Annotated in this window: 30 protein-coding genes; 23 read left to right on the forward strand and 7 right to left on the reverse strand. The window is 69.2% G+C overall.

Annotated features, from left to right (window positions below; all coding sequences use genetic code 11):
• Positions 1-54: 54 nt before the first annotated feature.
• The 3 genes from CXQ92_RS18660 to CXQ92_RS10310 all read left to right on the forward strand — a co-directional run bounded on the left by CXQ92_RS18660 (position 55) and on the right by CXQ92_RS10310 (position 2,394).
• Entirely contained in the window at positions 55-546 is a 492-nt protein-coding gene (locus CXQ92_RS18660; protein ID WP_258069847.1) for a hypothetical protein, read from the forward strand.
• Positions 547-606: 60 nt separating this feature from the next.
• Positions 607-825 (forward strand): hypothetical protein, encoded by a 219-nt coding sequence (locus CXQ92_RS18665; RefSeq protein WP_258069848.1) that lies wholly within the window; start codon positions 607-609, stop codon positions 823-825.
• 120 nt (positions 826-945) lie between these two features.
• Complete coding sequence (locus CXQ92_RS10310; RefSeq protein ID WP_104167651.1) at positions 946-2,394, forward strand: MFS transporter; 1,449 nt, start codon at positions 946-948, stop codon at positions 2,392-2,394.
• 37 nt (positions 2,395-2,431) lie between these two features.
• Here the strand turns inward: CXQ92_RS10310 and CXQ92_RS10315 are convergent, their stop codons facing one another.
• From CXQ92_RS10315 to CXQ92_RS10325, 3 genes are all read right to left on the reverse strand, one after another.
• The gene (locus CXQ92_RS10315; protein WP_258069849.1) at positions 2,432-4,672 is read right to left on the reverse strand and encodes a cation-translocating P-type ATPase; all 2,241 of its coding nucleotides are present in this window, start codon (positions 4,670-4,672) and stop codon (positions 2,432-2,434) included.
• A 1-nt stretch (position 4,673) separates the two neighbouring features.
• Positions 4,674-4,898, reverse strand: coding sequence for a heavy-metal-associated domain-containing protein (locus tag CXQ92_RS10320; protein ID WP_104167652.1), 225 nt, complete (start codon positions 4,896-4,898; stop codon positions 4,674-4,676).
• A 68-nt stretch (positions 4,899-4,966) separates the two neighbouring features.
• Entirely contained in the window at positions 4,967-5,293 is a 327-nt protein-coding gene (locus CXQ92_RS10325) for a metal-sensitive transcriptional regulator (RefSeq protein ID WP_104167653.1), read from the reverse strand.
• A 139-nt stretch (positions 5,294-5,432) separates the two neighbouring features.
• On the opposite strand from CXQ92_RS10325, the gene CXQ92_RS10330 reads away from it, so the two are divergent.
• From CXQ92_RS10330 to CXQ92_RS10360, 8 genes are all read left to right on the forward strand, one after another.
• Positions 5,433-6,092, forward strand: coding sequence for a DUF305 domain-containing protein (locus CXQ92_RS10330; RefSeq protein WP_104167654.1), 660 nt, complete (start codon positions 5,433-5,435; stop codon positions 6,090-6,092).
• A 129-nt stretch (positions 6,093-6,221) separates the two neighbouring features.
• Positions 6,222-6,875 carry a DUF3105 domain-containing protein gene (locus tag CXQ92_RS10335; RefSeq protein WP_104167655.1) on the forward strand — a complete coding sequence of 218 codons (654 nt, stop codon included), beginning with the start codon at positions 6,222-6,224 and terminating at the stop codon, positions 6,873-6,875.
• 171 nt (positions 6,876-7,046) lie between these two features.
• Entirely contained in the window at positions 7,047-7,787 is a 741-nt protein-coding gene (locus CXQ92_RS10340; RefSeq protein WP_258069850.1) for a GAF and ANTAR domain-containing protein, read from the forward strand.
• 213 nt (positions 7,788-8,000) lie between these two features.
• Positions 8,001-8,843: a class II glutamine amidotransferase gene (locus CXQ92_RS10345; RefSeq protein ID WP_306738540.1), complete on the forward strand. Its 843-nt coding sequence runs from the start codon at positions 8,001-8,003 to the stop codon at positions 8,841-8,843.
• 84 nt (positions 8,844-8,927) lie between these two features.
• Positions 8,928-9,404, forward strand: coding sequence for a DUF6325 family protein (locus CXQ92_RS10350; protein ID WP_104167656.1), 477 nt, complete (start codon positions 8,928-8,930; stop codon positions 9,402-9,404).
• A gap of 1 nt (position 9,405) precedes the next feature.
• Positions 9,406-9,561, forward strand: coding sequence for a hypothetical protein (locus CXQ92_RS18155; protein ID WP_156135027.1), 156 nt, complete (start codon positions 9,406-9,408; stop codon positions 9,559-9,561).
• A gap of 82 nt (positions 9,562-9,643) precedes the next feature.
• Entirely contained in the window at positions 9,644-10,663 is a 1,020-nt protein-coding gene (locus tag CXQ92_RS10355) for a squalene cyclase (protein ID WP_104167657.1), read from the forward strand.
• Entirely contained in the window at positions 10,660-11,535 is an 876-nt protein-coding gene (locus CXQ92_RS10360) for a YgcG family protein (protein ID WP_104167658.1), read from the forward strand. The genes CXQ92_RS10355 and CXQ92_RS10360 overlap by 4 nt, the downstream gene beginning before the upstream one ends.
• Before the next feature lie 22 nt (positions 11,536-11,557).
• Here the strand turns inward: CXQ92_RS10360 and CXQ92_RS10365 are convergent, their stop codons facing one another.
• Together CXQ92_RS10365 and CXQ92_RS10370 are read right to left on the reverse strand one after the other, a co-directional pair.
• The gene (locus tag CXQ92_RS10365; RefSeq protein WP_258069851.1) at positions 11,558-13,171 is read right to left on the reverse strand and encodes a peptide chain release factor 3; all 1,614 of its coding nucleotides are present in this window, start codon (positions 13,169-13,171) and stop codon (positions 11,558-11,560) included.
• 119 nt (positions 13,172-13,290) lie between these two features.
• Positions 13,291-13,863, reverse strand: a complete 573-nt coding sequence (locus CXQ92_RS10370) for a GNAT family N-acetyltransferase (protein WP_104167659.1) — start codon at positions 13,861-13,863, stop codon at positions 13,291-13,293.
• Positions 13,864-14,053: 190 nt separating this feature from the next.
• Between CXQ92_RS10370 and CXQ92_RS10375 the strand changes: the two genes are divergently transcribed.
• A complete protein-coding gene (locus CXQ92_RS10375; protein ID WP_104167660.1) occupies positions 14,054-14,311 on the forward strand; it encodes a WGxxGxxG family protein in 258 nt (85 codons plus the stop codon).
• Between the two features lie 95 nt (positions 14,312-14,406).
• Here the strand turns inward: CXQ92_RS10375 and CXQ92_RS10380 are convergent, their stop codons facing one another.
• Positions 14,407-15,909, reverse strand: coding sequence for an MFS transporter (locus CXQ92_RS10380; RefSeq protein ID WP_258069924.1), 1,503 nt, complete (start codon positions 15,907-15,909; stop codon positions 14,407-14,409).
• 133 nt (positions 15,910-16,042) lie between these two features.
• Between CXQ92_RS10380 and CXQ92_RS10385 the strand changes: the two genes are divergently transcribed.
• Both CXQ92_RS10385 and mscL read left to right on the forward strand, forming a co-directional pair.
• Positions 16,043-16,600 (forward strand): TetR/AcrR family transcriptional regulator, encoded by a 558-nt coding sequence (locus CXQ92_RS10385; RefSeq protein ID WP_104167662.1) that lies wholly within the window; start codon positions 16,043-16,045, stop codon positions 16,598-16,600.
• 122 nt (positions 16,601-16,722) lie between these two features.
• On the forward strand, positions 16,723-17,142 hold the full coding sequence (gene mscL / locus CXQ92_RS10390) for a large conductance mechanosensitive channel protein MscL (protein ID WP_104167663.1): 420 nt from the start codon (positions 16,723-16,725) through the stop codon (positions 17,140-17,142).
• Positions 17,143-17,218: 76 nt separating this feature from the next.
• On the opposite strand, the gene CXQ92_RS10395 is transcribed toward mscL, so the two are convergent.
• Entirely contained in the window at positions 17,219-18,712 is a 1,494-nt protein-coding gene (locus tag CXQ92_RS10395) for an FAD-dependent oxidoreductase (protein WP_104167664.1), read from the reverse strand.
• A 130-nt stretch (positions 18,713-18,842) separates the two neighbouring features.
• Here CXQ92_RS10395 and CXQ92_RS10400 point away from each other — a divergent pair, with 130 nt between their 5' ends.
• The 9 genes from CXQ92_RS10400 (at position 18,843) to CXQ92_RS10435 (ending at position 26,357) form a co-directional block, all read left to right on the forward strand.
• The gene (locus tag CXQ92_RS10400; protein ID WP_104167665.1) at positions 18,843-20,384 is read left to right on the forward strand and encodes a cryptochrome/photolyase family protein; all 1,542 of its coding nucleotides are present in this window, start codon (positions 18,843-18,845) and stop codon (positions 20,382-20,384) included.
• A gap of 8 nt (positions 20,385-20,392) precedes the next feature.
• The gene (locus tag CXQ92_RS10405; protein ID WP_104168196.1) at positions 20,393-21,376 is read left to right on the forward strand and encodes an aldo/keto reductase; all 984 of its coding nucleotides are present in this window, start codon (positions 20,393-20,395) and stop codon (positions 21,374-21,376) included.
• Between the two features lie 133 nt (positions 21,377-21,509).
• Positions 21,510-21,764 carry a hypothetical protein gene (locus CXQ92_RS10410; RefSeq protein ID WP_181033619.1) on the forward strand — a complete coding sequence of 85 codons (255 nt, stop codon included), beginning with the start codon at positions 21,510-21,512 and terminating at the stop codon, positions 21,762-21,764.
• A gap of 15 nt (positions 21,765-21,779) precedes the next feature.
• Positions 21,780-22,697 carry an FHA domain-containing protein gene (locus CXQ92_RS10415; protein ID WP_104167667.1) on the forward strand — a complete coding sequence of 306 codons (918 nt, stop codon included), beginning with the start codon at positions 21,780-21,782 and terminating at the stop codon, positions 22,695-22,697.
• 30 nt (positions 22,698-22,727) lie between these two features.
• Positions 22,728-23,264 (forward strand): 2'-5' RNA ligase family protein, encoded by a 537-nt coding sequence (locus CXQ92_RS10420; RefSeq protein ID WP_104167668.1) that lies wholly within the window; start codon positions 22,728-22,730, stop codon positions 23,262-23,264.
• Positions 23,265-23,326: 62 nt separating this feature from the next.
• Complete coding sequence (locus CXQ92_RS17830) at positions 23,327-23,752, forward strand: hypothetical protein (RefSeq protein WP_146067439.1); 426 nt, start codon at positions 23,327-23,329, stop codon at positions 23,750-23,752.
• A 166-nt stretch (positions 23,753-23,918) separates the two neighbouring features.
• Complete coding sequence (locus CXQ92_RS10425) at positions 23,919-24,404, forward strand: hypothetical protein (RefSeq protein ID WP_104167669.1); 486 nt, start codon at positions 23,919-23,921, stop codon at positions 24,402-24,404.
• A 154-nt stretch (positions 24,405-24,558) separates the two neighbouring features.
• Positions 24,559-25,167, forward strand: a complete 609-nt coding sequence (locus tag CXQ92_RS10430; protein ID WP_104167670.1) for a flavodoxin family protein — start codon at positions 24,559-24,561, stop codon at positions 25,165-25,167.
• Between the two features lie 332 nt (positions 25,168-25,499).
• Entirely contained in the window at positions 25,500-26,357 is an 858-nt protein-coding gene (locus CXQ92_RS10435; RefSeq protein WP_104167671.1) for a glycosyltransferase family 2 protein, read from the forward strand.
• Positions 26,358-26,473 lie beyond the last annotated feature (116 nt).

Genomic DNA, 26,473 nt, shown 5'->3' on the forward strand with positions numbered 1-26,473 from the left:
CAGCAGCGTCGTCTCTTCCGGGCCCTGCCACCCCGACAGGAAGGCACGCGAACCATGGACAGCATCACCGGGCACTCGCGAGGACGCCCGGGCCGGCGTCGTCGTCTGCTCCTGGGTCTGCTCGTGATCGGCATGCTCGCGTCCGTGCTCGTGCTCCTCGGAGCCGGCCTGCTGAGCGGCTTGCGGACCGCAGGTGGTCCGGTGCTCGGGGGTGCGGAGTGCACCGTCCGGACCTCCGAGGGGGAGATCGGACTCACCCGGAGCGAGGCGAAGCAGGCCACGACGGCGGTGGCGCTCACGGCCCGCGGGGTACCGGCTCCGGACACCGCCGGGATCGACGACGCGGTCCTGCAGCGGCTCGCGGAGGGACCGGCCGATGATGCCGGTCCCGGCCTGGCCTGCCGTGGTTCTGCCGCCGACGGCCTCCCGGTGGAGGACCTGACGGCCACCGGCCTGACCCCGCGCGCCGAGCAGGTCCGCATGGCGATGGCAGAGGTGTTCGGCGACCAGAGCCTGGGCGGGTTCGCTCCGGGCGGAGTAGGGTAGGGACACGGTGCGGAGTCCACGCACTACGACGGTCGGGGCATCGATGTCTTCTTCCGCCCCGTGACGGAGGAGAACCGACGCGCCGGGTGGCTGGTGGCCCACTGGCTCGTCGCGCACGCCGAGGACCTCGACGTCCAGTACGTCATCTTCGACGACCGTTTCTGGAGCGCCCACTCCTCCAGGGCGCAGTGGGGCGACTACGAGGCGCCCGAGCCGGCCAACGAGATCCTGCGCCACCTCGATCACGTGCACGTCGACGTGCTGCGCGGAGGCACCTGACGGAGTGCGCGGGCGCCCTGCAGTGGTCTGTCAACCCCGTCACGAAGGGTCAGGCAGTCCCGCGGGACGCGGGCCGGCCACCCCTTCAGGCGGGCGCCGACCCCCATTACACTGGTGCGCATGACCGGGCAGGATCCGGCCCCACCCGGGGCCGTCACGGCTCCCCAGGGCGGCGCACTTCCCTCCGGGGACTCGGCCGGCCGCTCGCCGCAGGCAACCTCCTTCCGCACCCCGGCCGAGCGGAACCGCACCTTCCTCGGCATCCTCGTGAACACCGGGCTTGCGAACATCACCACCAGCTACCTCTGGTTCGCCCTGACCTTCTGGGCCTACCTGCAGACGCGCAACGTGATCGCCACCGGCGTGATCGGGGGCGCGTACATGCTGTTGATCGCCCTCTCCAGCATCAGCTTCGGCACGTTCGTGGACCGTTACCGCAAGCTCTCCGTCATGCGCTTCGCGGCCGGTTTCACGCTGGTGATGTTCGTGCTGGCCGGGGTCATGTTCCTGGTGACGCCCGCCGCCGGTCTCCTCGATCTGCAGCAGCCGTGGTTCTGGGTCTTCACCCTGATCATCCTGATCGGTGCCGTCGTGGAGAACATGCGGAACATCGCGCTGTCCACCACCGTGACCATCCTCATCGAGCCGGACCGGAGAGCCAATGCCAACGGGTTGGTCGGCATGGTGCAGGGACTGATGTTCATCATCACGTCGGTGCTCTCCGGGCTGTCGATCGGGTTGATCGGCATGGGCTGGACGATCGTCGTCGCCCTGGTGCTGACGGCGCTCGCCTTCGCGCACCTGCTGACGCTGCGCATGCCCGAGGAGGTGCGCGCAGCGGCAACCGATGCGCAGGGCGGGTTCGACCTGCGCGGTTCCGTCGCCGCGGTCCTCGCGATCTCCGGGCTGTTCGCGCTCATCCTGTTCTCCACGTTCAACAACTTCGTGGGCGGCGTCTACATGGCGCTGATGGACCCCTACGGCCTCGAGCTGTTCCCGGTGGAACTGTGGGGGACCTACTTCGCCCTCGGCGCCAGCGGGTTCATCGTCGGCGGCGCCCTGATCGGCAAATTCGGCCTCGGCCCGAATCCCCTCCGTACCATGCTCATCGCGGTGATCATGATGGGGGTCGTCGGCGCGGCATTCACCCTCCGGGAATGGGGGTGGCTGTACGTCCTCGGTATCTGGCTCTACCTGGTCCTGGTGCCGTTCGTCGAGGCTGCCGAGCAGACCGTCATTCAGCGGGTGGTCCCCTTGCCCCGGCAGGGGCGTGTCTTCGGCTTCGCCATGGCGTTCGAGTCCGCGGCCGCGCCGATCACCGCGTTCCTCATCGCGCCGATCGCGCAGTTCTGGATCATCCCGTACGCGCGCTCGGTGGAGGGCGCGGCCCAGCTGGCCCCGCTGCTGGGGGAGGGCACCTCCCGTGGCATCGCCCTCGTGTTCCTGGTGGCGGGCATCGTCATCATCGTGGCCGCCGTCCTGGCCTTCCTGACGCCCGTCTATCGCCGGGTCTCGGCGTCCTATGGCCGCGCGGCTGCGGAGGAAGCGCCGGCGGCCGAAGCACCGTGACCGGCAGTCCCTGCCGAGCCGCGACCGGCCCGGAGGGTCACCGCCCGAAGCGCCGCAGGCGCAGCGAGTTCGCGACGACGAGCACCGAGCTCGCGGCCATCGCCGCCCCCGCCAGCATCGGGTTGAGCAGGCCGAGCGCGGCGACGGGGATGCCGACGGCGTTGTAGAAGAACGCCCAGAACAGGTTCCCCTTGATGGTGCCGAGCGTGCGGCGGGACAGCTCGATGGCCTGCGCCACCTGCTCCAGGCTGTTGCCCATCACGGTGAGGTCCGCTGCCTCGATGGCGACGTCAGTGCCGGAACCCATGGCGATCCCGAGGTCCGCCTGCGCGAGCGCCGCGGCGTCGTTGACGCCGTCGCCCGCCATGGCGACGGTCGCCCCGGCGGCCTGCAGCTCCCGGATGGCATCCACCTTGCCCTCGGGTGTGACCCCGGCGCGCACATCGGCGGCGTCGATCCCGACGACGGCGGCCACCTGCAGGGCGACGGCCCGGTTGTCGCCGGTGAGCAGGACGGGCCGCAGCCCGAGGCCGCGCAGCCGCCGGACGGCGGCCGCCGAGCCGTCCTTGACGGTGTCGGAGAGCGTGACGAGGCCTGCGACGTCGTCCCCGACCGCCACCCAGATGGCCGTCCGCCCGGCGTCCTCGGCCGCCGTGAACGTGGCCGCCTGTCCGTCGGTCGGCCGGATCCCGTGGCGCTCGAGCCAGCCGGCCCGCCCCACGGTGACCACGACGCCGTCGACCTCCCCGCGTACGCCGCCCCCGGGCGCGCTCGAGAAGGCGTGCGCCCCGGGCAGCCGGCCGGCGGCGGCGGCGTGCTGCGCGATGGCCTGCGCGATGGGGTGCTCGCTCGCGGCCTCCACGGCTCCGGCGAGGCGCAGCAGGTCGGGTGCCGGAACGGCGGCGAGCGCGACGACGTCGTCCACGGCCATGGTGCCCGTGGTGACGGTGCCGGTCTTGTCCAGCACGATGGTGTCCACGGTGCGGGTGTCCTCGAGGACCTGGGGGCCGCGGATGAGGATGCCCAGCTGGGCGCCGCGGCCGGTGCCGGTCAGGAGTGCGGTGGGCGTGGCGAGGCCGAGCGCGCACGGGCAGGCGATCACCAGCACCGTCACGGATGCCGTGAAGGCCGCGTCGAGGTCGCCCGTCAGCACGAGCCACAGCACGAACGTCAGGATCGCGAGCACGAGGACCACCGGGACGAAGACGGCGCTGATGCGGTCGGCGAGCCGAGCGATGCGCGCCTTCCCGCTCTGCGCCTGGCTGACGAGGCGGCCCATCTGGGACAGTACGGTGTCCGACCCAACGCGGGTGGCCTGCACCACGAGGCGGCCTGACGTGTTGATGGTCGCACCCGTCACGGTGTCGCCGGGGCCCACCTCGACGGGGATGCTCTCGCCCGTGAGCAGGGCGGTGTCCACGGCACTGTGCCCTTCGGTGACCGTGCCGTCGGTCGCGATCTTCTCGCCCGGACGGACGACGAACGCGTCCCCGGGGATCAGCGCATCGGCGGGCAGCGTGACCTCGGTGCGCTCGCCGTCGACGGTGCGCAGCACACGCGCCTCCTTCGCGCCGAGGCTCAGGAGGGACTTCAGGGCGTCGCCGGCGCGCTGTTTCGCGGACGCCTCGAGGAAGCGGCCGAGCAGGAGGAAGGTGACGACGACGGCGGCCACCTCGAAGTAGAGGGAGTGCTCCGTCATGTCCATGCCGGCCATCCCGGCGTGCTGGGTCAGGGCGGGATCGGCGAGGAGCTGCCCGGCCGAGAACAGGAAGGCGGCCGTGACGCCGATGGAGACGAGCGTGTCCATGGTGGAGGACAGGTGGCGTGCATTGATGGCCGCCGCGCGGTGGAACGGCCACGCGGACCACGTCACCACCGGGACGGACAGCGCGAAGACCACCCAGCCCCAGTTCGCGAACTGGAGGCCGGGCACCATCGAGATCAGCAGCACCGGCACGGACAGGACGGCCGCGAGGATGAGGCGCGCCCGGAGGAGCGACGGCGCGTGGTCGTGCCCGCCGTCCTCGGGGTGCACCACATGGGCGCCGTAGCCGGTGGCCACCACGGTGTCGATCAGGTCCTGGTCGCTGACGGTGGCCGGCACCCGGACGACGGCGCTCTCCAGCGGCAGATTGACGCTCGCCTCGACGCCGTCGAGCTTGCCGAGCTTCCGCTCGACCCGCCCGACGCACGACGCGCAGGTCATGCCCTGGATCGAGAGTTGGACGACGCGGTGCTCCTGCCCGGTCCTCCGGACCGGGACCTGCTGGGTGGCCACGTCAGGACCCGGCGGGCACCACGGTGTAGCCGGCCTCGGCGACGGCGCCGTCGATCGAGGCGGCGTCCAGTGGCGTGGAGGAGGAGATGGTGGCGGTGGAGGTGCCGCCGTTCACGAGTTCGACGTCGACGGTCTCGACGCCGGGAAGTTCCGACAGTTCGCTCTTGACCGCGCTGACGCAGTGGCCGCAGGTCATGCCGGTGATGTTGACGGTGGTGGTGCTCATGGTGGTCTCCTCGGTGGATGGATCAGTACGGGGATGGGGGACGGGCTGGGTGCTGACGGGGTCTGCTGCTAGCGCAGGAGGCGGCCGATCGCGGCGGTGGCTTCCTGGACCTTCTCCTGCACGGCATCGCTGTCGCCGGAGGTCTGCGCGTCCTGTGCGGCTCCGACGACGCAGTGCGCGATGTGCTCCTCGAGCAATCCCATCGAGACGGCGTGCAGTGCCTTGTTGACGGCCGCGACCTGCGTCAGGATGTCGATGCAGTACTTGTCCTCCTCGACCATCCGCGCAATGCCGCGGACCTGGCCCTCGACCCGCCGCAACCGTTTGAGATAGGCGTCCTTGTCCGCCGTGTAGCCGTGCTGCACGGTGGTCTCCGCATTGGTCCCGGTGGTCATGACTTGGCTCCTCGCATACGGTCCACGATACCCTTGGGGGGTATAACCGCCAAGCCCTACGGTTATTCCTGCGTGGAGGGAACACCCAGCGGAATGCCGTACGTTGGCTAACCGGCACACTCTCGACCCAAGGACGTCCATGACCCTCTCGCTGTCGGGCTGGCAGAAGCGAGTCCTCCTGATCCTCGCCGCAATCGCCGTCGTCGCGTTGTTCGCTCTCGCCTTCACCGCCGGCCGCGTCTCCGCCGGTCCCTCCTACCCCGACGCCGGCAGCGCTGATGCGGGGTTCGCCCGGGACATGCAGGTGCACCACAACCAGGCCGTGGAGATGTCCATGATCGTGCGCGACAACGTGGACGACGAGACCCTCCGTGCCATCGCGTACGACATCGCACTGACCCAGCAGCAGCAGGCGGGGCAGATGTACGCCTGGCTCGAGGAGTGGGGGCTGCCGCAGAGCGACGCGCAGCCACGCATGGAATGGATGGCGAGCTCGGGTGACCACGCAGGGATGGACATGGGGGCGGGGGCCGATGCCAGGTCCATGCTCATGCCGGACGGGCTCATGCCCGGCATGGCGACCGCAGCGCAGCTCGACGAGCTGCGCGCTGCGCGCGGCGAGGAGGCCGAGCGGCTGTACCTGACGCTCATGATCGACCATCATGAGGCGGGCGTGGACATGGCCGCGGCCGGGGCCGAGCTCGCCGAGACGGAGCAGGTCCGCACGCTGTCCACGAAGATCCAGTCCGGCCAGCAGGCCGAGATCACCCTCATGCAGACCATGCTCGACGCCCTGTAGCGCCGCCCTGCCCTGCCGCCGCCCCGCGGGGCGGTTCAGGGACGGACGGCCCCCGCCGGTACATTGGGTTCCGGCGCTAACCGAACCGCGGCGACCGCCGCAGCCACCCCAGCACCGAAGGACACCTCGTTGAACAAGAAACGGTCTCAGGAGAACCAGGACCGCCAAGCGCGCCTGGCCGCCATCCAAGCCCAGCAGCGGGCGGGTGAACGCAAGCGCAACGCCCTCATCTTCGGCGGGATCGGCGCCGTCATCCTGGCGATCATCATCGCGGTGACCCTGGTCATCGTCAGCCAGGTGCAGGACAACCGGGAGCGCGAGGCCCAGGCGTCCCAGCCCATCGAGGGTGTCCAGGAATACCCCGACGTGACGTTCGAGCACGTGGACGGCCCCGTGGAGTACGAGCAGTCGCCGCCCGTCGGGGGCGATCACAACCCCGTCTGGACCAACTGCGGCGTCTACACCGAACCCATCCCGAACGAGAACTCCGTCCACTCGCTGGAGCACGGTGCCGTCTGGATCGCGTACAACCCGGACATCGGCCAGGCGGAGATCGACACGCTGACCGAGCTCGTGGGTGAGCGCTCCTACGTGCTGCTCAGCCCCTACCCGGACCTCGAGTCACCCGTCGCCGCCAGCGCCTGGGGCATCCAGCTCACGGTGGACTCCGCCGACGACCCCCGCCTCGCCACCTTCCTCACCAAGTACATCCAGGGCGAGCAGACCCGTGAACCGGGTGCGGCCTGCTCCGGTGGCATCACGCCCGCGGGCCTCGCCTCCTAGGCGATCCCGACGACGGCGCGGCAGGACCCGCCATGGGCTGCCGCGCCGCCGTCGTCCACCCGCCGTGGCGCCGTCCCCGGCGCCTTCGTTGTCTCCCCGGATGAACACTTCGGTACCGTGGCTAGTCAGGGCTGCACATCGGCGGCCCCTGATGATCGGAAGGTGCCCGTCGTGACCGACGACCGGATTCTCGGAGAACTGTCCCTTCCCGGGATGCTGCAGGACCTGGTCCTGGACAGCACGGACATCAACGAGTTCCTCGACGGGCTCGCCAGACTGGCTGCGGACACCCTCTCGACCCCGGACCGGGAAGTGATGTCCGGAGTCACGCTCCTGCGGCGCCGGTCCACGGGGACGGTGGCCAGCAGCAGCGAGCAGGCGAAACTCATGGACGAGGTCCAGTACGCGTTCGACGACGGACCGTGCATCCGGGCCGCCCGGGACGGTCAGGTCTACCACGTGGAGGACTTCCTCGAGGAGAAGCGCTTCGGCGACTACACGGCAGCCATCGTGGAGCACGGGATGCGCTCCGCCGTCGGCGTGCCCATCCCGTTGGACGGCCTCGCGGCGGCCGGCCTGAACCTGTACTCGCCGCAGCCCCACGCCTTCGACGACGAGTCCATCGCCGAGGCCGTGCAACTCGCCACCGAGGCCTCGAAGTTCCTCCGCCTGGCGGTCCGGGTGGCCCACCTCACCGATACGGGCGAGCACCTGCGGGCCGCGATGAACTCGCGGACCACGATCGACGTGGCGGCGGGCATCATCATGGGTCAGAACCGGTGCAGCCACGAGGCGGCCATCACCATCCTCAAGGCCGCGTCCAGCGGACGGAACATGAAGCTGGCGGACGTCGCCGCCGCCGTGGTCACCTCGATCGGCCAGCAGCTCCCCGAGACGCACTTCGTCCCCTGACCGCGCGGAGCCCCATCGTCGCGCTTCGGGGCGCGAGGTCACCCCGCGCGGGTGACGTGTCGCGTATCGCCGGTGCGCAGGATGAGTACGGACGTCTTCAGCATGGCTGAGACGGCCAGGAGGGCCGGCGGACTGGCTCCGGCCCGGTGTGCAGATCCGGACCGACCCGAAGGAGACGACATGTGTCGTTGGCTAGCGTACTCAGGTTCCCCCGTGCGATTGGACGACCTCCTCTACAGACCCGTCAACTCCCTCGTCATGCAGAGCAAGCACTCACGGATGGGCGTCGAGACCACCAACGGGGACGGGTTCGGCGTCGGGTGGTACGGGACCGGGCCGACCCCCGGGGTCTACCACAGCACGGAGCCTGCCTGGCATGACCGCAACCTGCGCGAGCTCGCAGGGCACGCCTCGGCAGGCCGCGTCTTCGCCCACATCCGTGCCACGACCGGCACGGCCGTCCAGCAGACGAACTGCCACCCGTTCCGTCACGGCCGGTGGCTCTGGATGCACAACGGGGTGCTCCTGGACTTCCCGAAGGTAAAGCGCGATCTGGCCATGGCGGTCGAGCCCAGCCTCTACCCCGAGATCGAAGGGTCGACGGACTCGGAGCTGTTCTTCTACCTCGCCCTGACCTTCGGGCTTGAGCGGAACCCCCGCGCAGCGGTCGCGGAGGCCGTGGGCCTGATCGAGGACACCGGGCGGCGCCACGGCATCGACTACCCCATCCAGATGACGGTCGCCACCACCGACGGCGACACCACCTGGGCCTTCCGGTACTCGAGCGAGGGCAACTCGCGATCACTGTTCCACAGCAACGACATCGCGACCCTCCGCGCCCAGTACCCGGACAACCCCCTGATCCACGCCATTGGGCGATCTCCGTGGCGCATGGCGGGAAGTGCCGGACGCCACCTGCGTCGTCGTTCGCGGAGGCGAGCAGGAGCTGTACCCGTTCGCCCCTGCGCTTCCGGTCGCCGCAGCTGTCTGACACATCTCCGGCATCCGTCCGCCGGACGTGATGGCGCCCGCCGGGAGGTCACCCCGGGCGGGTGACGCGCCGCCTGTGACCGGCGCACAGGATGAGACTGCGGTGGCCCGTCGGACCGCCCGTGACACTGAGAAACGGAGGTCTTCAGCATGGCTGAGACATTGGATGAACTAGGGCCGGTGGATTGGCTCGTCGTGGAGTTCCCCGGACCGGACTTCGGTAGAGGCCAGATCGCCCCGTTCCTGGACGACCTGGTCAACCGTGAACTCGTCAGGGTCCTCGACATGGCGTTCCTGCGGAAGAACGCGGATGGCGCCCTCGAGACGGCGGAGATCTCCGACCTCGACGAGACAGAGCTCGGCGGGGTGCGCATGGCCGAGGCAGAGCTCGCCATGGTGCTCTCCGAGCAGGACATCCTGGACCTGGCCGAGACGATCGAGCCCGGCCATTCCGCCGCTGTACTCGTCTGGGAGAACCAGTGGGCGGCCCCGTTCGGTGCGGCCGTCCGGAAGGCCGGCGGCCAGCTCGTTGCCAGCGGCCGGATCCCGACCCAGGCCGTCATCGCCGCCTTCCAGGCCGATGAGGCCGAATCCCGGTCAGCCGAAGGAATGAAGGAAGGAGTCTGACATGCCACTCGCAGCACGACGCAGGCGCAGGACCGCCGCCGCCGTCGGCGGCGCCATCGTCGTCGCCCACGGGATCAACCGTCGCGGAGACCGCAGGGAGGATCGACGGGACGACCGCGGGGACCGGCGCGAGGATCGCCGCGACCGCCGCGACTGACGTCACCGCAGGCGCGTCACAAGTGCATCCCTGACAGGTTCGGGTCTTGTGGCGCGTGCGGAGTCGCCGTACTCTGCGGTCCATGGCGCTGGACGGCTCCCTGATCGATTGGCTCCTGACCTCGGATCCCGCGCTCCGATGGCAGGTGGAGCGGGACCTCGCCGGTGCGCCGGAGGAGGCCTGGATGCACACGCGGGACCTTGTCGCCACGGAGGGCTTCGGCGCACGGCTCCTGGCCCATCAGGACGCCGATGGGCAGTGGGCCGGTGGCGCGTTCTTCCCCGCCGGGTTCGACCTGGAGGGTCCCGAAGCCGCCGCGTCGGACGGCCAGCCCTGGACGGCAACCACCTGGTCCCTCACGAGCCTGCGGCAATGGGGTCTGGACGCCGACGCCCTGGGGGACACCGCGGAGCGGCTCCGGGTCAACAGCCGCTGGGAATACGACGACCTGCCCTACTGGGGTGGCGAGGTGGACGCCTGCATCAACGGTATGACGCTCGCCAACGGAGCGTGGCTCGGCCTGGACATGGGTGCGCTGGCGGAGTGGTTCGTGGACCACCAGGTCGACGAGGGCGGCTGGAACTGCGCGTGGGTGGAGGGCTTACGGAGGGCGTCCTTCCCGTCCACCCTCAGTGCTCTGGACGGCGTGCTCGATTACGAGATCCTCACCGGCGGGAGCCCACCGCTCACCGCCGCCCGGCATGCGGCCGAGGAGTACCTGCTGCGCCGGCGGCTGCTGTACCGGCTGGGCACGGGCGAACCCGTGGCGGCCTGGATCGGCGCATTCGCCTACCCGTTCCGGTCCTACTACAGCGCACTGCGCGCCCTGGACTACTTCCGTCGTGCAGCGGAGCATGACGGCGCGGCGCCGGATCACCGGCTCGAGGACGCCGTCGAGCTCGTCCGCACGGCCCGGCAGCCGGACGGCACCTGGCTGCAGCAGCGCCGCCACCCCGGCGAGGCCTGGTTCGACGTGGACGTGCCGGCGGGGGTACCGTCCCCCTGGGTGACGTTCCACGCGGCGCGGGTGCTCCACTGGTGGGATTCCGCCCGCGGCCCCGCGGAGGGCGCCGCACCGTCGAGACAGGGGGGAGGATCATGACGAATCGTCGACCGGGCGTCATCACGGCGACGGCGTCCCTGGTGCTCCTCGTCCTCACGGGCTGCGACGGGACCGGACCCGCCGCCGCGCCGGAACCGCCGGCGGAGGGCAACGTGCTCGACGCCGCCGATGTCCTGACGTCCGCCGAGGAGCAGGAGCTCGACGCGCTCATCGACGGGCACAACGGCCGGACCGACGCCGCGCGCGTGGCCGTCCTGACGGTGGAGGACGCCGGCGGGTCCATCGAGGACTACGCCCGCTCCGTCGCGACCGCCTGGGGCGTGGGGGACGCCGGCGCCGACAACGGCGTGCTCGTCGTCGCGGACACCGGTGAGCGGGAACTGCGTATCGAGACCGCCGACGGCGTACGCGAGGCGTTCTCCGACGACGACGCCGCGCAGGTCATCGGGGACGTCCTCGAACCGGCATTCGCCGACGAGGAGTACGCTGCGGGGCTGACGGAGGCCGTCGGCCGGATCTACACCTACGCGCAGGGCCAGGAGCCGGTGAAGGAGCCGTTCGACTGGGTGCTCCTCGGCTGGGTCGCGGGCGGCCTCGCCGTCCTCCTCGGCGGCATCATGTGGCTGTTCGCCGCGGACTCCCGCCGCCGTCGTTCCATCGCGAACGAGGAGCTGCGGGCAGCGGAGGACGCCGACCCGGACCTCCGCCTCACCGAGCAGCAACGCGACGCCTACCGGAAATACCGGTACAACCACCGGAACGACGACGCCGTGAGCAACCCGGCCCTCTGGCTCCCCCTCTATCTCGCCAACCCTGCGCTCTACTCCGGGGGCAGCGGGGGCGACACCTCGGGGTCCTCCTTCAACGGAGGCGGCGGGTTCAGCGGCGGCGGGGCGTCGGGCAGCTACTGACCGCAGGGGGACGCGCCGGCCCCTACTGATCGACGGCTGCGCCGATCGGTTCGAGCACGACATCGGGGAAGTCCTTCCGGAAGTGCCCCACCTTCCACTTGTCCCCGAACACCGCCACGATCTCGCCGTCGGACCGGAAGAGGATCTCGCCGCCGCGGAAGGTCCCCGGGACGCCCTCGCTCTCCGGCGCCACCCGCATCGCGAGCGTGTAGGAGAGATTGTCCAGCGACGTCGGCGCGTTGAACTCGGTGCCGAGCCGCTCGGCGGCGACCTCGAACTGCAGTGCCCCGACGGCGGCGAGCACGGGCGCCTGGTCGCCGCGGAGGTCCGAGCGCAGCACCTGCACCACGCCCTCGTGCTCGAGCTGTTCGATCCCGCGGCGGAACTGCTTGTACCGTCCAGGATCCTTGGCGCGGGCGACGGCGAACAGCTCAGGGGAGAAGCGCGGGATGTCGGGGAACTGCACGGGCTCCTCGGCGAACAGGCTGTCGCCGACGCGGAGGCTCGTCGCGTTCACGAGTCCGACGACGTCGCCCGGCCACGCCGTGTCCACCACCTCGCGGCTGCGTCCGAGGACGCGGTGCGCGTACTTGGTGGCGAAGGGCTTCCCGGTGCGCTGGTTGGTGATGACCATGCCGCGCTCGAACGTGCCGGAGCAGATGCGCAGGTAGGCGATGTGGTCGCGGTGGGCGCTGTCCTGGCCGGCCTGCACCTTGAACACGAAGCCGGACATCGGCGCGTCGATGGGGCGCGGCTCGTCCTCCTTGGAGGGCCGCGGGGAGGGGGAGGGGGCCACGTCCACCAGGATGTCGAGGAGCTGGGAGACGCCGAAGTTCTTGGCCGCGGCCGCGAAGAGGACGGGCGTCTGCCGGGCCGCCTCGAACTCCTCGCGGTCGAAGGAGCCGTTCGAGGATTCGACGAGACCCGACTCCTCGCGCGCATCGAGCCAGGCGCCGGCGTCACGCGGATCGAGGGCGTCGATGTCCACCTCGGTCTCCGTGGCGGCCTGGGCGCCGGCTTCCACGGCCGTCAGTGCGATCGCGCGCTCGGCCCGGAGGTCGATGAGTCCCTTGAACTCCCCGGCGATCCCGGCCGGCCAGGTGAGCGGGACCGGGTTCATCCCGGTGCGCTCCCCGACGTCGTCGATCAGGCCGAGGGCGTCGAGGCCCGGCCGGTCCCACTTGTTGATGACGGTGATGATCGGGATGTTCCGGGCCTTGCACACGGCGAGCAGCTTGACGGTCTGCGGTTCGAAGCCCTTGGCGGCGTCGATCAGCATCACCGCGGAGTCGACGGCGGCGAGGACGCGGTAGGTGTCCTCCGAGAAGTCCGCGTGGCCCGGGGTGTCGACGACGTTGAGGATGGTGTCACGGTAGGTCAGCTGGAGGGCCGCGGAGCTGATCGAGATGCCGCGCTCCTGCTCGATGCCCATCCAGTCCGAGACGGTGGCGTGACGGCTCGACTTGCCGTGCGTGACGCCGGCGTCCTGGATGGCCCGGGCGAGGAGCGCCAGCGCCTCCGTGAGGGTCGACTTCCCGGCGTCGGGGTGCGAGATGACGGCGAAGGTACGACGGCGGCCGGCCTCGCGGCGGACGGCGTCGGCGTCGAGGACGGGGGATTCGGTTAGCAGGGCCACCCTTCCATTGTCCCCGATGCCGGCGGGAAGCTCGTCGGAGGAGGCACCTGTTCGCTGTCCGCATGGGTGCGGGCGCCCTGGACGGCCTGTGGCGGCGGATCCCGACGGAGTTCCCGGCGTCAGGGCAGCTCGAGCCGCATGAGGATCCGCGGGAACCCGTTCACCACCGACGCGGTGTCCGCCGCCTTCCTGAAGCCCGCGGCCTCGAAGAGCCGACGCGTGCCCACATAGGCCATGGTGGTGTCCACCTTCCCGCCGGCGTTGTCCACGGGATACCCTTCGACGGCCGGCGCTCCGTGACTGACCGCGAAGTCCACCGCGCCTGCAAGGAGCCGATGCGAGATCCCCTGGCCGCGGTGGCCCGGCCGCACCCGGATGCACCACACCGACCACACGTCGGCGTCGTCGACGCGGGGAATCGTGCGGCTGCGGGCGAATGCCGTGTCGGCGCGCGGGTGGACCGCAGCCCACCCTACGACGTCGTCGCCGTCGTAGGCGAGCACCCCGGGCGGCGGATCCTGATGGCACAGGCGCTGCACGAGGTCGCCGCGATCCGGCCCTGTCAGTGCGGCATTCTGCTTGGCCGGGAGCCGGTAGCTGAGGCACCAGCAGACATTCGCGTCCACGCGTCGGGGTCCCACCATCGTCGCCACATCCTCGAACGTCGTCGCCGGGCGCACCTCGATCACCATGACCCCACTGTTCCACCTGCGCCCCGGCCGGACAACGGCCACGGTGCCGCGGGAGGGTGCCCGCGTACCCCGTGGGCCCCGCGCCTGGCAAGCCCTTTCGAGACTCATTCCAAGGCCACGGGTCGGCAAATGCTAAGTAGGCTGATGAAAGGAGTCCCAAGCAGGGTCCCTTCCCAACCTAAGGAGCGCCATGATTCGCAAGACCGCAGCTACCGCAGCCCTCTCCCTCGCCATCCTGACGGGAATGGCAGCCCCTTCCATCGCCTCTGAAGAGCCGGCGCCCACCACCCAGACCCAGGAGAGCGACGACAGCGGCGACAACGGCCTGTGGGGCCTCCTCGGCCTCCTCGGCCTGGCCGGCCTGCTGAAGAAGAACAAGAAGGAGCACGTCGACCACCGTGCCAACGGCGCCTCGAGCGTCAACGACCCGAACCGCACCGGACACTAGGTTCCGGCACCCGGCCGGCCCGCAGCGTAGGGCCGCCCGATGACATGAGGGCCCATTCCTCCCGGAATGGGCCCTCATGGTGTTCCCGGGGGCGCCTAGTGGTCGACGCGCTCCGCCGTGGTGTTCCGCAGACTCCACGCGGCCAGGACGGACGCCCCGACCATGAGCAGCGCCGCGATGCCGGATGTCAGCGTGACGCCGCTGTCGAAGGCGTGGAACGCCGAGTCCCGGAGCAGGGCCGCGCTGGTCGGACCGAGCTGGGTCGCCACCTCGACCGCGCCGCCGAGGGTCTCGGTGGACGTCCCCGCCTGGCCGCTGCTGAGTCCCGTGGGGAGCAGCAGGTTCCGCTGGTAGGACGCCAGCAGGATGCTGCCGAGGACGGCGGTCCCCAGGACGGAACCGACCTCGTAGGCGGTCTCGGACACGGCGGATGCCGCGCCCGCCTTGGCCGCGGGGACGGAGGACAGGATGAGGTCGTTGGAGACGGTCTCGGATGCGCCCACGCCGATCCCGAGGATCACGAAGGCGGCCATGAGGAAGCCCGCGGACCCGCCTTCGCCGAGCAGGGCGATCATCGCGTAGGCGACGGCCGAGAACATCAGGGCGACCGAGACGACGAGGTGCGGCCGACCCCGGCGGGCCAGCGGCACGACGGCGAGGCCGGCGATGATCGTCACGAGGAGGCCCGGCAGCAGGACCAGTCCGGCGTCGAGCGGGCTGAGCCCGAGCACCAGCTGGAGGTGCTGCGAGACGAAGAACAGGAAGCCCACGAGCGAGAAGATCGCGAAGAGGTTCACCAGGACGGCGCCGCTGAACGCGCGCACCGTGAAGAGGCGGACATCGAGCATGGGGTTGCGGCGTTGCAGCTGGCGGGCGACGAAGACGGTGCCCGCCGCGATGCCGATGAAGGCTGCCGTCACGGAGATGAGCAACGGGCCTCCCTTCGCGAGGTTCTTGATGGCGTAGACCACCGGCAGCATGGTGCCGATCGACAGCACGATGCTCGCGTAGTCCACGAGCCCCGGATGGGAGTCCTTCGATTCGGGCACCAGGACGGGAGTCAGCGCGAGCATGAGCACCAGCACGGGAACCGCCAGGAGGAAGACGGAGCCCCACCAGAAGTGCTCGAGCAGGGCGCCGCCGAGCAGGGGGCCGAGCGCTGCGCCGGCCGAGAAGCCCGCGGCCCAGACCGCGATGGCGATCCGACGCTGGTTCCGATCCAGGAAGATGTTGCGGATGAGCGAGAGGGTCGAGGGCATGAGCATGGCGCCGAAGACGCCGAGACCCACGCGTGCGGCGACGAGGAATGCCGCCGTCGGGGCGAACGCCGCGACCACCGAGAAGACGGCGAACCCCACCGCGCCGATGATGAGCAGGCGGCGGCGGCCGAAGCGATCGCCGAAGCTGCCCATCGCCACCAGCAGGCCGGCGAGCACCAGGGGATAGCTGTCGACGATCCAGAGCAGTGTGGTCCCGCTCGTCGCGAAGTGGCGGGAGATCTCGGGCAGGGCGAAGCTCAGCACGGTGTTGTCCACCGAGACCAGCAGCACCGGCAGCATCAGCACGGCGAGGGCGAACCATTCGCGGCGGCCGGCCATGGGATCGGGGGTGTGAACGGCACGCGGGTTCACCCCGGATGCACGTGCGGAGGAGGAAGGTGTCATGGTCATCCATCTAAGCTATACCGTCCAGCCGGTACAGTACAACAATCGTGACCGGTATCATCAGTAGGTGTCCAGTTCCCGCGAGCGCATCCTCGACAGCTTCGAGAACGCCCTGATCCGCGACGGCGAGAGGGCCGCCACCATGGAAGCGGTGGCCGCGGCCGCCGACGTCTCCAAGGGCGGACTGCTCTATCACTTCCCCTCCAAGGAGGCGCTCGTCGACGGCCTGGCCGACCGCCTCCGCGGCCTCGCCGACAAGGACCGCGAGATGATGACGGCGGCACCGGACGGGGCGGCCCGCTACTACGTCCGGACGTCCGTCTTCGAGGACAGCCCGCTCGACCGCGCGCTCGTGTCCATGGCGCGCCTCGCCCAGCAGGGGCACCCGACGGCGAAGGCCTCCCTCGCCGACATCCAGGAACAATGGCTCGACGCGCTCGATGCTCAACTCGGCGACCGCACCACGGCGCACGCCGTCAAGCTCCTCGGCGACGGCCTCTACTACGACGCGGCCTTCTTCGCCTCGGCCGGGACCGGCAGCACCAGTGGCGCGGAGATCGACGAGCTCCTCGGCGTCGTGGATCTCATCGTCAGTCGGAGCGGACGCGGCGCCACCGCGCCCTGACGAGCCCCGTCCCGTCCTCCGGCGTCGGGGCGGTTCCGAGGGAGGAAGGCCTCACTGGAGTGAGGCCTGCAGACAGGACCGACCGGGCCGAGCGGCCCGGGCACTCAGCGAGGGGACAGTGGATGATCAAGGGTTTCAGGGACTTCGTTCTGCGCGGCAACGTGATCGAACTGGCGATCGCCGTCGTCATCGGCAGCGCGTTCACCGCCCTCGTCAGCGCCTTCACGGCGAACATCATCAATCCGGTCATCGCCTCCGCCGGCGGGATCGACGCGGCCGGCCTCGGCTTCCGGATCCGGCCGGGCAATGACGCCACCTTCGTCGACGTGGGCGCCGTACTCACGGCCGTCATCACGTTCCTCATCACGGCGGCCGTGGTCTACTTCCTGTTCGTCGTACCCATGAACCGCGCCCGTGAGCGGCTGCGTGCGCTCGCCGCGCCGGAGGACTCCGAAGAGGCGCCGATCCCGGTCGACACCGCACTCCTCACGGAGATGCGGGACCTGCTGAAGGATCTGGCCTCCAGGGAGACCCGACGGTGACCGGGGCGCCTGCGGGTCTTCGCACTCTCCGCCCGCAGGCCCCGCCGCTCCGCGCGGCCGTCCGGGTGGTGGCGCGCTAGCGCCTCGTAGTGGCGAGGTCCGACGTCGACGGCCCCTCGAGCAGCTTCCCGTCCGCCGTGAAGCGAGACCCGTGGAGCGGGCAGTCCCAGGACCGCTCGGCGTCGTTCCAGGAGAGGATCCCCTTCAGGTGCGGGCAGACGGCCGACACGCGGTGCTGCACGCCGTCGACCATGCACACCCCGATGGGGCGCGCACCCTCGCGGATCACCCGACCCTCCCCTTCGCCGGGCGTGGAGGACGAGGATCGCGCGAGGCCGCCCAGCCAGCCGGTGACCATCTCCATGCCGACGACGGCGTTCGCCTGGGCCGTCTGGAGTGCGTCCGCCGGGCTGACCCGCGTCCGGTACAGCGTCTCGGCCCACGGCATGTTGCCGCCGAGGATCTCGCCCGCGAGGGCCAGCGACGCCGTCACCGCGTTGGTCATGCCCCACTTGTTGTAGCCGGTGGCCGCGTAGAGGTGGCCACCTCCGGCGGGCACCTTGCCCACGTAGGGGACCGCCGCGGCCGGCGTGTAGTCCTGGGCCGACCAGGCGTAGGCGGGGCGTGCCGTCGGGAAGTACTCCCGTGCCCACCGCGTGAGGCCGTCCACCCTGGCCCGGGTGTTGGAGCTGTGGCCCACCTTGTGGCCGTTGCCCCCGACGATCAGGTAGGTGGTGCCGTCGACGACGGCGGTGCGCAGGGACCGGGTGGGGGAGTCCGCGCTGAGGTACATGTCCTCCGGGACGTCGCCGTCCACGGTCAGGGCCACGCAGTACGAGCGCATGGGCTGCAGCACGGCGAAGTAGCCACCGCGGTCGAGGATGGGGATGCCCGTGGCGAGGACGACGGTCGACGCCGCCACCGGGCCCGCGCTGGTCCTCAGCTCCACGCCGTCCGCCCCCTCGCGGGCCTTCGCGACGCCCTGCACGCGGACGCCCTCGACCAGCGTGCCGCCGTGCCGCCTGAACTCGGCGGCCAGCCCGGCCAGCACCTCCAGCGGGTGGAACTGGGCCTGGCCCTCCAGACGCAGGGTCTTCCGCACGGGGAAGGGCAGGGCGGCCGCGCTGCCGAGCTCGGTGGCGAGGCCGGCCGCGACGCACGCCTCGTGTTCGTCGGTCAGCTTCCGTGCCCCGGTGTCCGTGGTGGCGTACTGGACGGCGTCCCGGGTCTGATAGTCGATGCCGTTCTCGTCGCAGAAGCGCAGCAGCCAGCTCTGCCCCTCGCGGTTCCCGAGGACGTAGGCCCGGGCGAGCCCGACGTCGTGGTGCTTCAGGATCGCCGAGATGCTCGTCCCCTGCAGGAGCGAGAGCTTCGCGGTGGTGTTGCCCGTGGTCACCGCTCCGGTGGTCCGGGCCTCCAGGACCGCCACCCGGTGCCCCGCCCGGGACAGCAGGAGCGCCGTCGTCAGCCCTGTCAGTCCTGCCCCGACGACGACCGAGTCGTAGGCGGCGCCGGCCGGCAGGGTGTCCGCCGGGATGTGCGGAGCGGTATCGAGCCAGAGCGATCTCATGGTGGTCCCTTCCGGATCCGGTCGGTGGTCCCCACCGAACCACTAAGCCTGCTTACAGTCAAGGGTCCGGGCCTGTCGGCGGCGGGCGCTAGGGTTGCCCGACGACCGTCCCCTGCAGGAAGGCACCCCCGTGCACGTTCAGCTCGTCCTTCCGCACCAGCTGTTCGAGGAGCATCTCGAGGCGTCCCCGGACACGCACTTCGTCCTCCTCGAGGACGACCTGATGTTCCGCAGCCTGCGGTTCCACCAGCAGAAGCTCGTCCTGCACCGTGCGGCCATGACCATCCTGGCGCGGCGGCTCCGGGACGCGGGCTACGGCGTCGACTACGTCGAGACCTCCGCGGAGGCCACCAGCCAGGAGCGGCTGGCGGCCGCGCTCGCGGACCGCGACGCCACGCACGTGACCTACTACGACGTCGTCGACGACTGGCTGGACCGGCGACTCACGCGGACCCTCGCGGACGCCGGCGTGGCGGCGCGGGTCCTCGAGACCCCGCAGTTCCTCACGTCGCGCGACGTCCTCGGGACCTACTTCTCCTCACACAACTGGCGCATGCAGACCTTCTACGAGTGGCAGCGCAAGCGGCTCGGCATCATGGTGGAGGCCGGCGGCTCCCCGACGGGCGGGAAGTGGAGTTTCGACGCGGACAACCGCAAGAAGCTGCCGAAGAAGATCGACCTGCCGGACCTGCCCCGGTTCGAGCGGCCGCCGGAGGTCGAGGACGCCATCCGCTGGGTGCAGGGCGCGTTCCCGGACAACCCCGGCACCGCGGAGTCCTTCAACTGGCCCGTCACGCACCGGCAGGCCTCCGATGCCCTCGAGGCATTCCTCACCGAGCGCTTCGAGCTGTTCGGACCGTACGAGGACTCGATCGCGGAGGGCCAGACCTACCTCTTCCACTCGGCGCTGAGCTCCAGCATGAACACCGGCCTCCTCAGCCCCGCCGAGGTGGTGGACCTCGCCCTGGACTTCGCCGACCGCCACGACACGCCGATCGCCAGCGTCGAGGGCTTCGTCCGCCAGGTCATCGGATGGCGGGAGTACATCCGGGCGTCCTACGTGCTCCGCGGGCGGGAGATGCGGACCGGCAACACGCTCGGGTTCACGGCGGACCTCCACGAGGGCTGGTGGACCGGGGACACGGGACTCGTGCCGGTGGACTCCGTCATCACCCGCGTCCTCGACACCGCCTATGCGCACCACATCGAGCGGCTCATGGTGCTGGGCAACGCGGCCCTGCTGATGCGGGCGAAGCCGGACGCCGTCTACGCGTGGTTCATGGAGATGTTCATCGACGCCTACGACTGGGTGATGGTGCCCAACGTCTACGCGATGAGCCAGTTCGCGGCCGGGACCATGATCACCACCAAGCCGTACGTCAGCGGCAGCAACTACATCAAGAAGATGAGCGACTTCAAGGACGGCCCCTGGCGGTTCAGCTGGGACGCGCTTTACTGGGAGTTCGTCGGCGACCACCGGGAGCTGTTCGCCCGCAACCCGCGGTCGAACATGGTGGTGGTGCTCCTCGACCGCATGGATCCCGAGCGGCGGGCGTCCCTGCGGGAGGAGGCGGCGCGGTGGCTCCCGGGCGACGGGGCGACGACGGCCGTGCCGCCCGCGGACGTGTCGCCGGCCGGTGGGGCGACGGCGGCCACGCTTCCCGGCCTATAGTCGGAATCATGGAACAGAGAACCCTTGGAAGAACCGGCCGTCCCGTCTCCGTCGTCGGCCTCGGCACCTGGCAGCTCGGCGCGGACTGGGGCGAGGTGGAGGACAAGGACGCCGTCGCCGTCCTCGAGGCGGCCGTCGACGCCGGCGTGACCTTCTTCGACACCGCGGACGTCTACGGCGACGGGCGCAGCGAATCGACCATCGGGGCCTTCCTCAAGGACAACCCGGGCCTGGACGTCCTCGTCGGCACGAAGATGGGCCGCCGTGTCGATCAGACCCCGGAGAACTACACGCTGGCCAACTTCCGCCAGTGGATCGACAGGTCGCGGACCAACCTCGGCGTCGACGCCCTGGACCTCGTGCAGCTCCACTGCCCGCCGACCGCCGTCTACAGCTCCGACGAGGTCTACGACGCGCTCGACACCCTCGTCAGTGACGGCGTCATCAGGAACTACGGCGTCAGCGTGGAACGCACCGACGAGGCGCTCGAGGCCATCGCACGAGGCAACACCGCCAGCGTGCAGATCATCCTGAACGCGTTCCGTCTCAAACCGCTCGACGACGTCCTGCCCGCGGCGCGGGCCGCGGGCGTCGGGATCATCGCGCGGGTCCCCCTGGCCTCCGGACTCCTGTCCGGCAAGTACACGAAGGACACCGCCTTCGCCGAGGACGACCACCGCACCTACAACCGGAACGGCGCCGCGTTCGATGTCGGGGAGACCTTCTCGGGCGTCGACTACGCGACCGGCGTCGAGGCCGCCCGCGAGTTCGCGGGGCTGGTGCCCGACGGCGTCACGACCGCCCAGGCGGCCCTCGCCTGGATCATCGCCCAGCAGGGCGTGAGCACCGTCATCCCGGGTGCCCGCAACCCCGAGCAGGCCAGGACCAACGCGGCGGCGGCCGGGTGCACGGACCTCGGCGCGCAGTTGAACACCGCCGTCGTCGACATCTACGACCGCCGTTTCAGGGACGCCGTGCACCCGCGATGGTGATCCGCCGGCCGGGAACCCGCCCGCACCACGGGCGGGTTCCGCGCGGCCGGACGCTCGGCTATGGTGGGCAGTATCACGTCAGGCGGAGTTAGAGGACGTCTGTCATTGTTGAATCACCGACGAAGGAATCGACATGACTGAAAACACCTCAGGCGCCAGCGCGGGCGAGTCGCACACCATCCGTGACTGGACGGACCTCGCGGAAGAAATGTGGTCCTATCTGACGGGCCGCGGTGCCGCGATCAACTACACGCTGCAGGACATGACCATCGAGGTCCCGCGCGATATCGGCCCCGACGCCCCGCGCGCCACCTGGAAGTTCGACGGCACGCTGCGGATCACGACCAGCGACAACGCAGCCGGCGGCTCCGACCCGCACGCCACCTGATCCGACGCACGCATCATGGCGTCATCACTCAGGTTAGACATCGACATCGATTTCTCGCTGGGGGAGCCGGCCCTCGACGGCAAGCCGGAAGCACGGCTGTCCGGCACCGTGAAGGCGGCCGGCTCCGCCGTCGAGATCTTCGTCGACGACCCCGGCTCCTTCCGCGGGAACAATCTCCCCGGCCTCGGGCAGGTGCGGAGCGTCGCCCGGCAGCTGGCGGAGCGCGGACTGTCGGTCTCGGTCTCCGGGCCCAAGGGCCTGCTGGTGAGCATCGGTGCCGTGGAGTCCTCCCTGGCGCAGCGGCTCATCACGCGCTCTCCCCATATCCGCCTCGGCTCGCCGGGTGCCCTCGCGCCCCTCCTCGGGATCGGCCGGCGCGCACTCGAGACGGGCGATGCGCCGTCGCTCATCCCACCCTCCACGCCGTTCCCGCTCGTCCCGACGGTCAACCGCCGGATCCGACGGACCATCACGACGACGCACTACCTGCGGGGAGGGGGGCGTCCCCGCCTCATCTTCGTGCAGAACTCCGCGACATGGACCGGCCAGGTGCCGCGCGAGTTCGAGTTGGTCGCCGAGCGCACCACGATCGGCAGCGGCGAGGACACGATGCTCACCCTCACCGGCCTCGACGACCTGCATGCGGAGGTGCTCCACACGGAGGACGACGAGTACGTGCTGGTGCCGCACGGCGTCATCACGGGCAGCGTCAACGGCAGGGAACCGTCCGTGCTCCGCACCGGGGCGCGCATCCAGTTCGGGGAGTGGGCGCTCGCGTTCTTCCGCGAGGAGTACGCGGACCACGGGCGGCCGTTCGGTGGCCGCAGCGGTGGCGAACTCGCCTACCAGCGCCCGCAGCGCAATCCGCGGACCGGTGTCACCGAGGTGGACGGCTCCGCCGGCGTCGGCGACTTCCGACGGCGGCCGCGCTGACCCGGCTACCAGCAGGAAGGCGCGTGCGGCGTGGCCGATGACGTCGAACTCCTGTTGGCACCGGCCTCGGAGGCGTTCCTGCTCGAGGACTGGGCTGCGCTGGAGGCCGCTGGCCTGCCCAACCAGTCGCAGCACCAGTCCTTCAGCAACGCCCCGCACATCACGCTCGCGGCTGCGGCGCGCATCGACGACCGCTACGACGTCGACCTCGCGTCCGCCGCGGAGGGGGACGCGCTGGAGCTGGTGACGGCGGGCTTCCTCGTGTTCCCGACGCGGCGGAAGTTCGTGCTCGCCCGCCAGGTGGTGGCCGACGCCGCCCTGACGGACCTTCACCTCCGCATCTGGCATGCCCTCGACGGCGTACCGGACGCCGTGCCCACCACCGTGCCCGGTGCGTGGACGCCGCACATCACCCTCGGCCACGGCCTCACCGCGGACCAGCTGGCGTCCGCGCTCGACCTCCTGCGGCACCGACCGCCGGAGCGGCTCGATGCGGGGATCGTCCGGCGCTGGGACGCGAAGGAAAAGCGCCTCGTGCTGCTCGGCGCGAGTAAACGAGGCGCCTGATTTAAGCGAGGGATAGTCGACGAGCCCGGCATGGAACGCACCCGATCTGCAGAGGACCTCCTGTGACTCCCAAAAAGCAGCACGTACTCACCAATCCGACATCACCAGCTTTTGGCATCACATCGACGGCAATCATGGGGGCTCTTCCCCTCATCGATGCATCCAAGCTGGACGACCAGCAGCGCCGCGCCGTTCACGTCGCAACCGCTGTTTTCACGGGCCTGTACATCGGCATCACGGTCGGCGGTAAGCGGCTACCGCTGCGAGCACTTGTTGGACTAGCCACGGCCGCGGCTACCCTTCGCTTTGCCGATGTCGGGGATGTCATCGATGCCCGCCTCGAGGAGAAGCTTCGGAGCGTTGGTGTGCAGCATCCACGCCGCTGGATGGCAGCAGGTACCGCAGCCCTCACTTTCCTTGGATACCTCAGCGACCGTGCTGCAGCCAGGAAAAAAGCAGTCCATGGCGACGCCAGACGATCAACCTGAGCAGGACTCCTCGCCTCACTAGTCTTTGGCGGGTCGTACCCGACGGAACGTGCCCGTGGGGGAGCACCGGCCTAAAGGTAATGAGTGCTACCCGTCCGCGTGGGGTGGAGTAGTTGAGGAGCTGAAAGGGTGGCATCATGCGGAAGGTAGGACGATACTCGGCTGCATGGTAGTCACCGGCAATCCCTCACTCGCCAGGTCCATTCCGCGTGGCATGGCGGCAGGTATCGCCGGAACAGCAGTGATGTCGGCATTTCAACAGTTCGTCGAGATGCCGATCACGGGGCGCAAAGCCAGCTACGCGCCCGCCGATCTCGCCGAACGAATCCTGCCCATTCATCCTCATACCCAGCAGGGACGCGAGCGTTTGAACTGGGGAACCCACATGGCTCTGGGCACTTTGTGGGGATCAGCGTATGGGATCACCACCCATGTTGGGCTTCGGGGAGTCAAAGCTTTCGCGGTCGTGTTTCCTGCCGTGTACACCGGTGATGTGCTCCTCAACACCGTCCTCGGGTTGTACAAGCCCGGCACCTGGACCGCCCAGGGATGGGCAGTTGACCTCACAAACAAAGCAGTGCAGGCAGCAGCGACCGGCATCCTCAACGACTACCTCTTCAACAAGGACAAGGAATTGCTGCCCGCTGAGTGACGGGCCAGATACTTCGGTCAACGTTGCCGATGATCGAGTGGAAGGGCCTGGACCCTCGTGAGTCATTGCTCCGGGGTTCATGCCACAGGCCCTAGCTACCCCTAGCGCTTCTGTAACTGGAAGCGTCAATCTCAACGATCGAGAAGGATCAAAGATGGCTGATCTGAGTGCTTTTGCCCTAACTTGTTCTCTTACGCCCTCACCGGCACCGTCGAGCAGCGAGTTGCTGGCCCGTCACCTGCTCGATGAACTAGAAAGCTATGGCGTAAGCGCCGCCTCCTTGAGGGTCGTCGATTACAACGTGATGCCGGGAGTGCAGACAGACATGGGTGCTGGGGACGATTGGCCGAAGATCCGTGAGAAAATTCTCGCGGCTGACATTTTGGTCCTCGCCACCCCTATCTGGATGGGTCACCCCTGCAGCGTCGCCCAGCGAGTCATCGAACGGCTCGATGCTGAGCTTTCCGAAACAGATGATGAGGGCCGGCCCCTCACCTACGGGAAGGTTGCGGTCATCGCCGTGGTGGGCAACGAAGACGGCGCGCACAAAGTCATTGCCGACACACAGCAGGCTCTGAACGACGTCGGGTTCACCGTTCCGGCCCAAGGCGGAACCTACTGGGTGGGGGAAGCCATGCACAAAGTGGATTACCAGGACCTGAACAGCGTTCCCGAGAAAACCGCAGCCACAACCGCCAGCGCGGCCCGTAACGCCGTCCATCTTGCCCGTCTCCTCGCCACCGCCCCATATCCTGCCGGGTAAGCGACACGACCGGTAGGGGCAGCAAATTGGCTGCTGAGAGAACGTTCTAACCGGCTGGGCACAATGCTGAGCAACTCACGTCCTACAACGGCAAGGAGACTGCTGCCGACCACAACGCCTTCGCGCGTCGGCTCGGCCGAAGAACCTTTCCTCGATGACGAGGACTGGAAGTTCATCCGGACTCAGTCCGAGTCCTTGAACTGAGTCCTTCCCAAAGGGTGTCAACGTCGACCCTGATGACCCAGACGAACGCCGAAACCGCTCAGGCGTGGTTCGGTTCAGGCTGGATGAGAGCCGATGACAGAGTTTGAAGGCCTGCGACCGTTGGCGGGGTGTCCGTCGATGGCCAAGCTGGTCTGCCGAACGTCTCGTTGGTAATCCCGGCATTCAACGAACAAGCCACCATTAGACGTTGCTTGCTGGCGGCGATTCATCAAACGGTGCCGGCGAAGCAGATCATCGTGGTTGATAACGGTTCCACGGACGGCACGGGCGCCGTAGTGGCCCGGATGCAGGAAGACCACCCCGGTACCGGGATCATGTTGCTTCAGCAGAACGCAGAGCAAGGAATAATTCCTACTCGGGACTTCGGCTTCCAGGAGGCGGGGGGTGAGGTGTTGGGCCGTATCGATGCGGATTCCCTGGTGGAACCGGACTGGGTGGAACAAGTCCAACAAGCCTTCATGGATCCCGATATCGCCGCTGTTACCGGTCCTGTGATCTATTACGACATGCCATGGCGCCGATTGGGGCTGAAGGCAGACAATGCGGTGAGGAAAGTGGTGATGCGGTGGGCCTCACCCCGGTACCCGTTCCTGTTCGGCTCCAATATGGCGATCCGCCGATCAGCGTGGCAACAGATCCAGTCCCACACGTGCCGGGACGCATCTGATGAAATGCATGAGGATATCGACCTGTCATTGCACCTCAGTGACAACGGGCTGAGAATCGCGTATCTGTCAACCATGGTCGCCGGTGTCTCTGCCCGCCGCCTGGAGAACTCCCCCGAGTGCTACCGGTACTACGTCGATCGCTTCGACCGGACCTACCGGGCTCACCAAGTCAGCGGGTGGGCCTTGAAGGTACCGTCGATGATTTTCCGGGCCATTTACTTGCCGTTGAAGCTCCTTCGAACCCTGAACGCAACCGGCGCAGTAATCTACAGTCCCGGCCTGAGAACGACGCGGTAACGCCCTACCCTCCGGCGTATCAGCATGAACGGGCCACGGAAGAAGAACCGGAGGTGGCGCAGGCTGACGATGCCTGCGCCACAGTCACGGGGTTCCCCGGGCTCGTGCAGCAGGAT

The organism is Arthrobacter sp. SX1312 (assembly GCF_002929295.1).
Classification (GTDB): Bacteria; Actinomycetota; Actinomycetes; order Actinomycetales; family Micrococcaceae; genus Arthrobacter_D.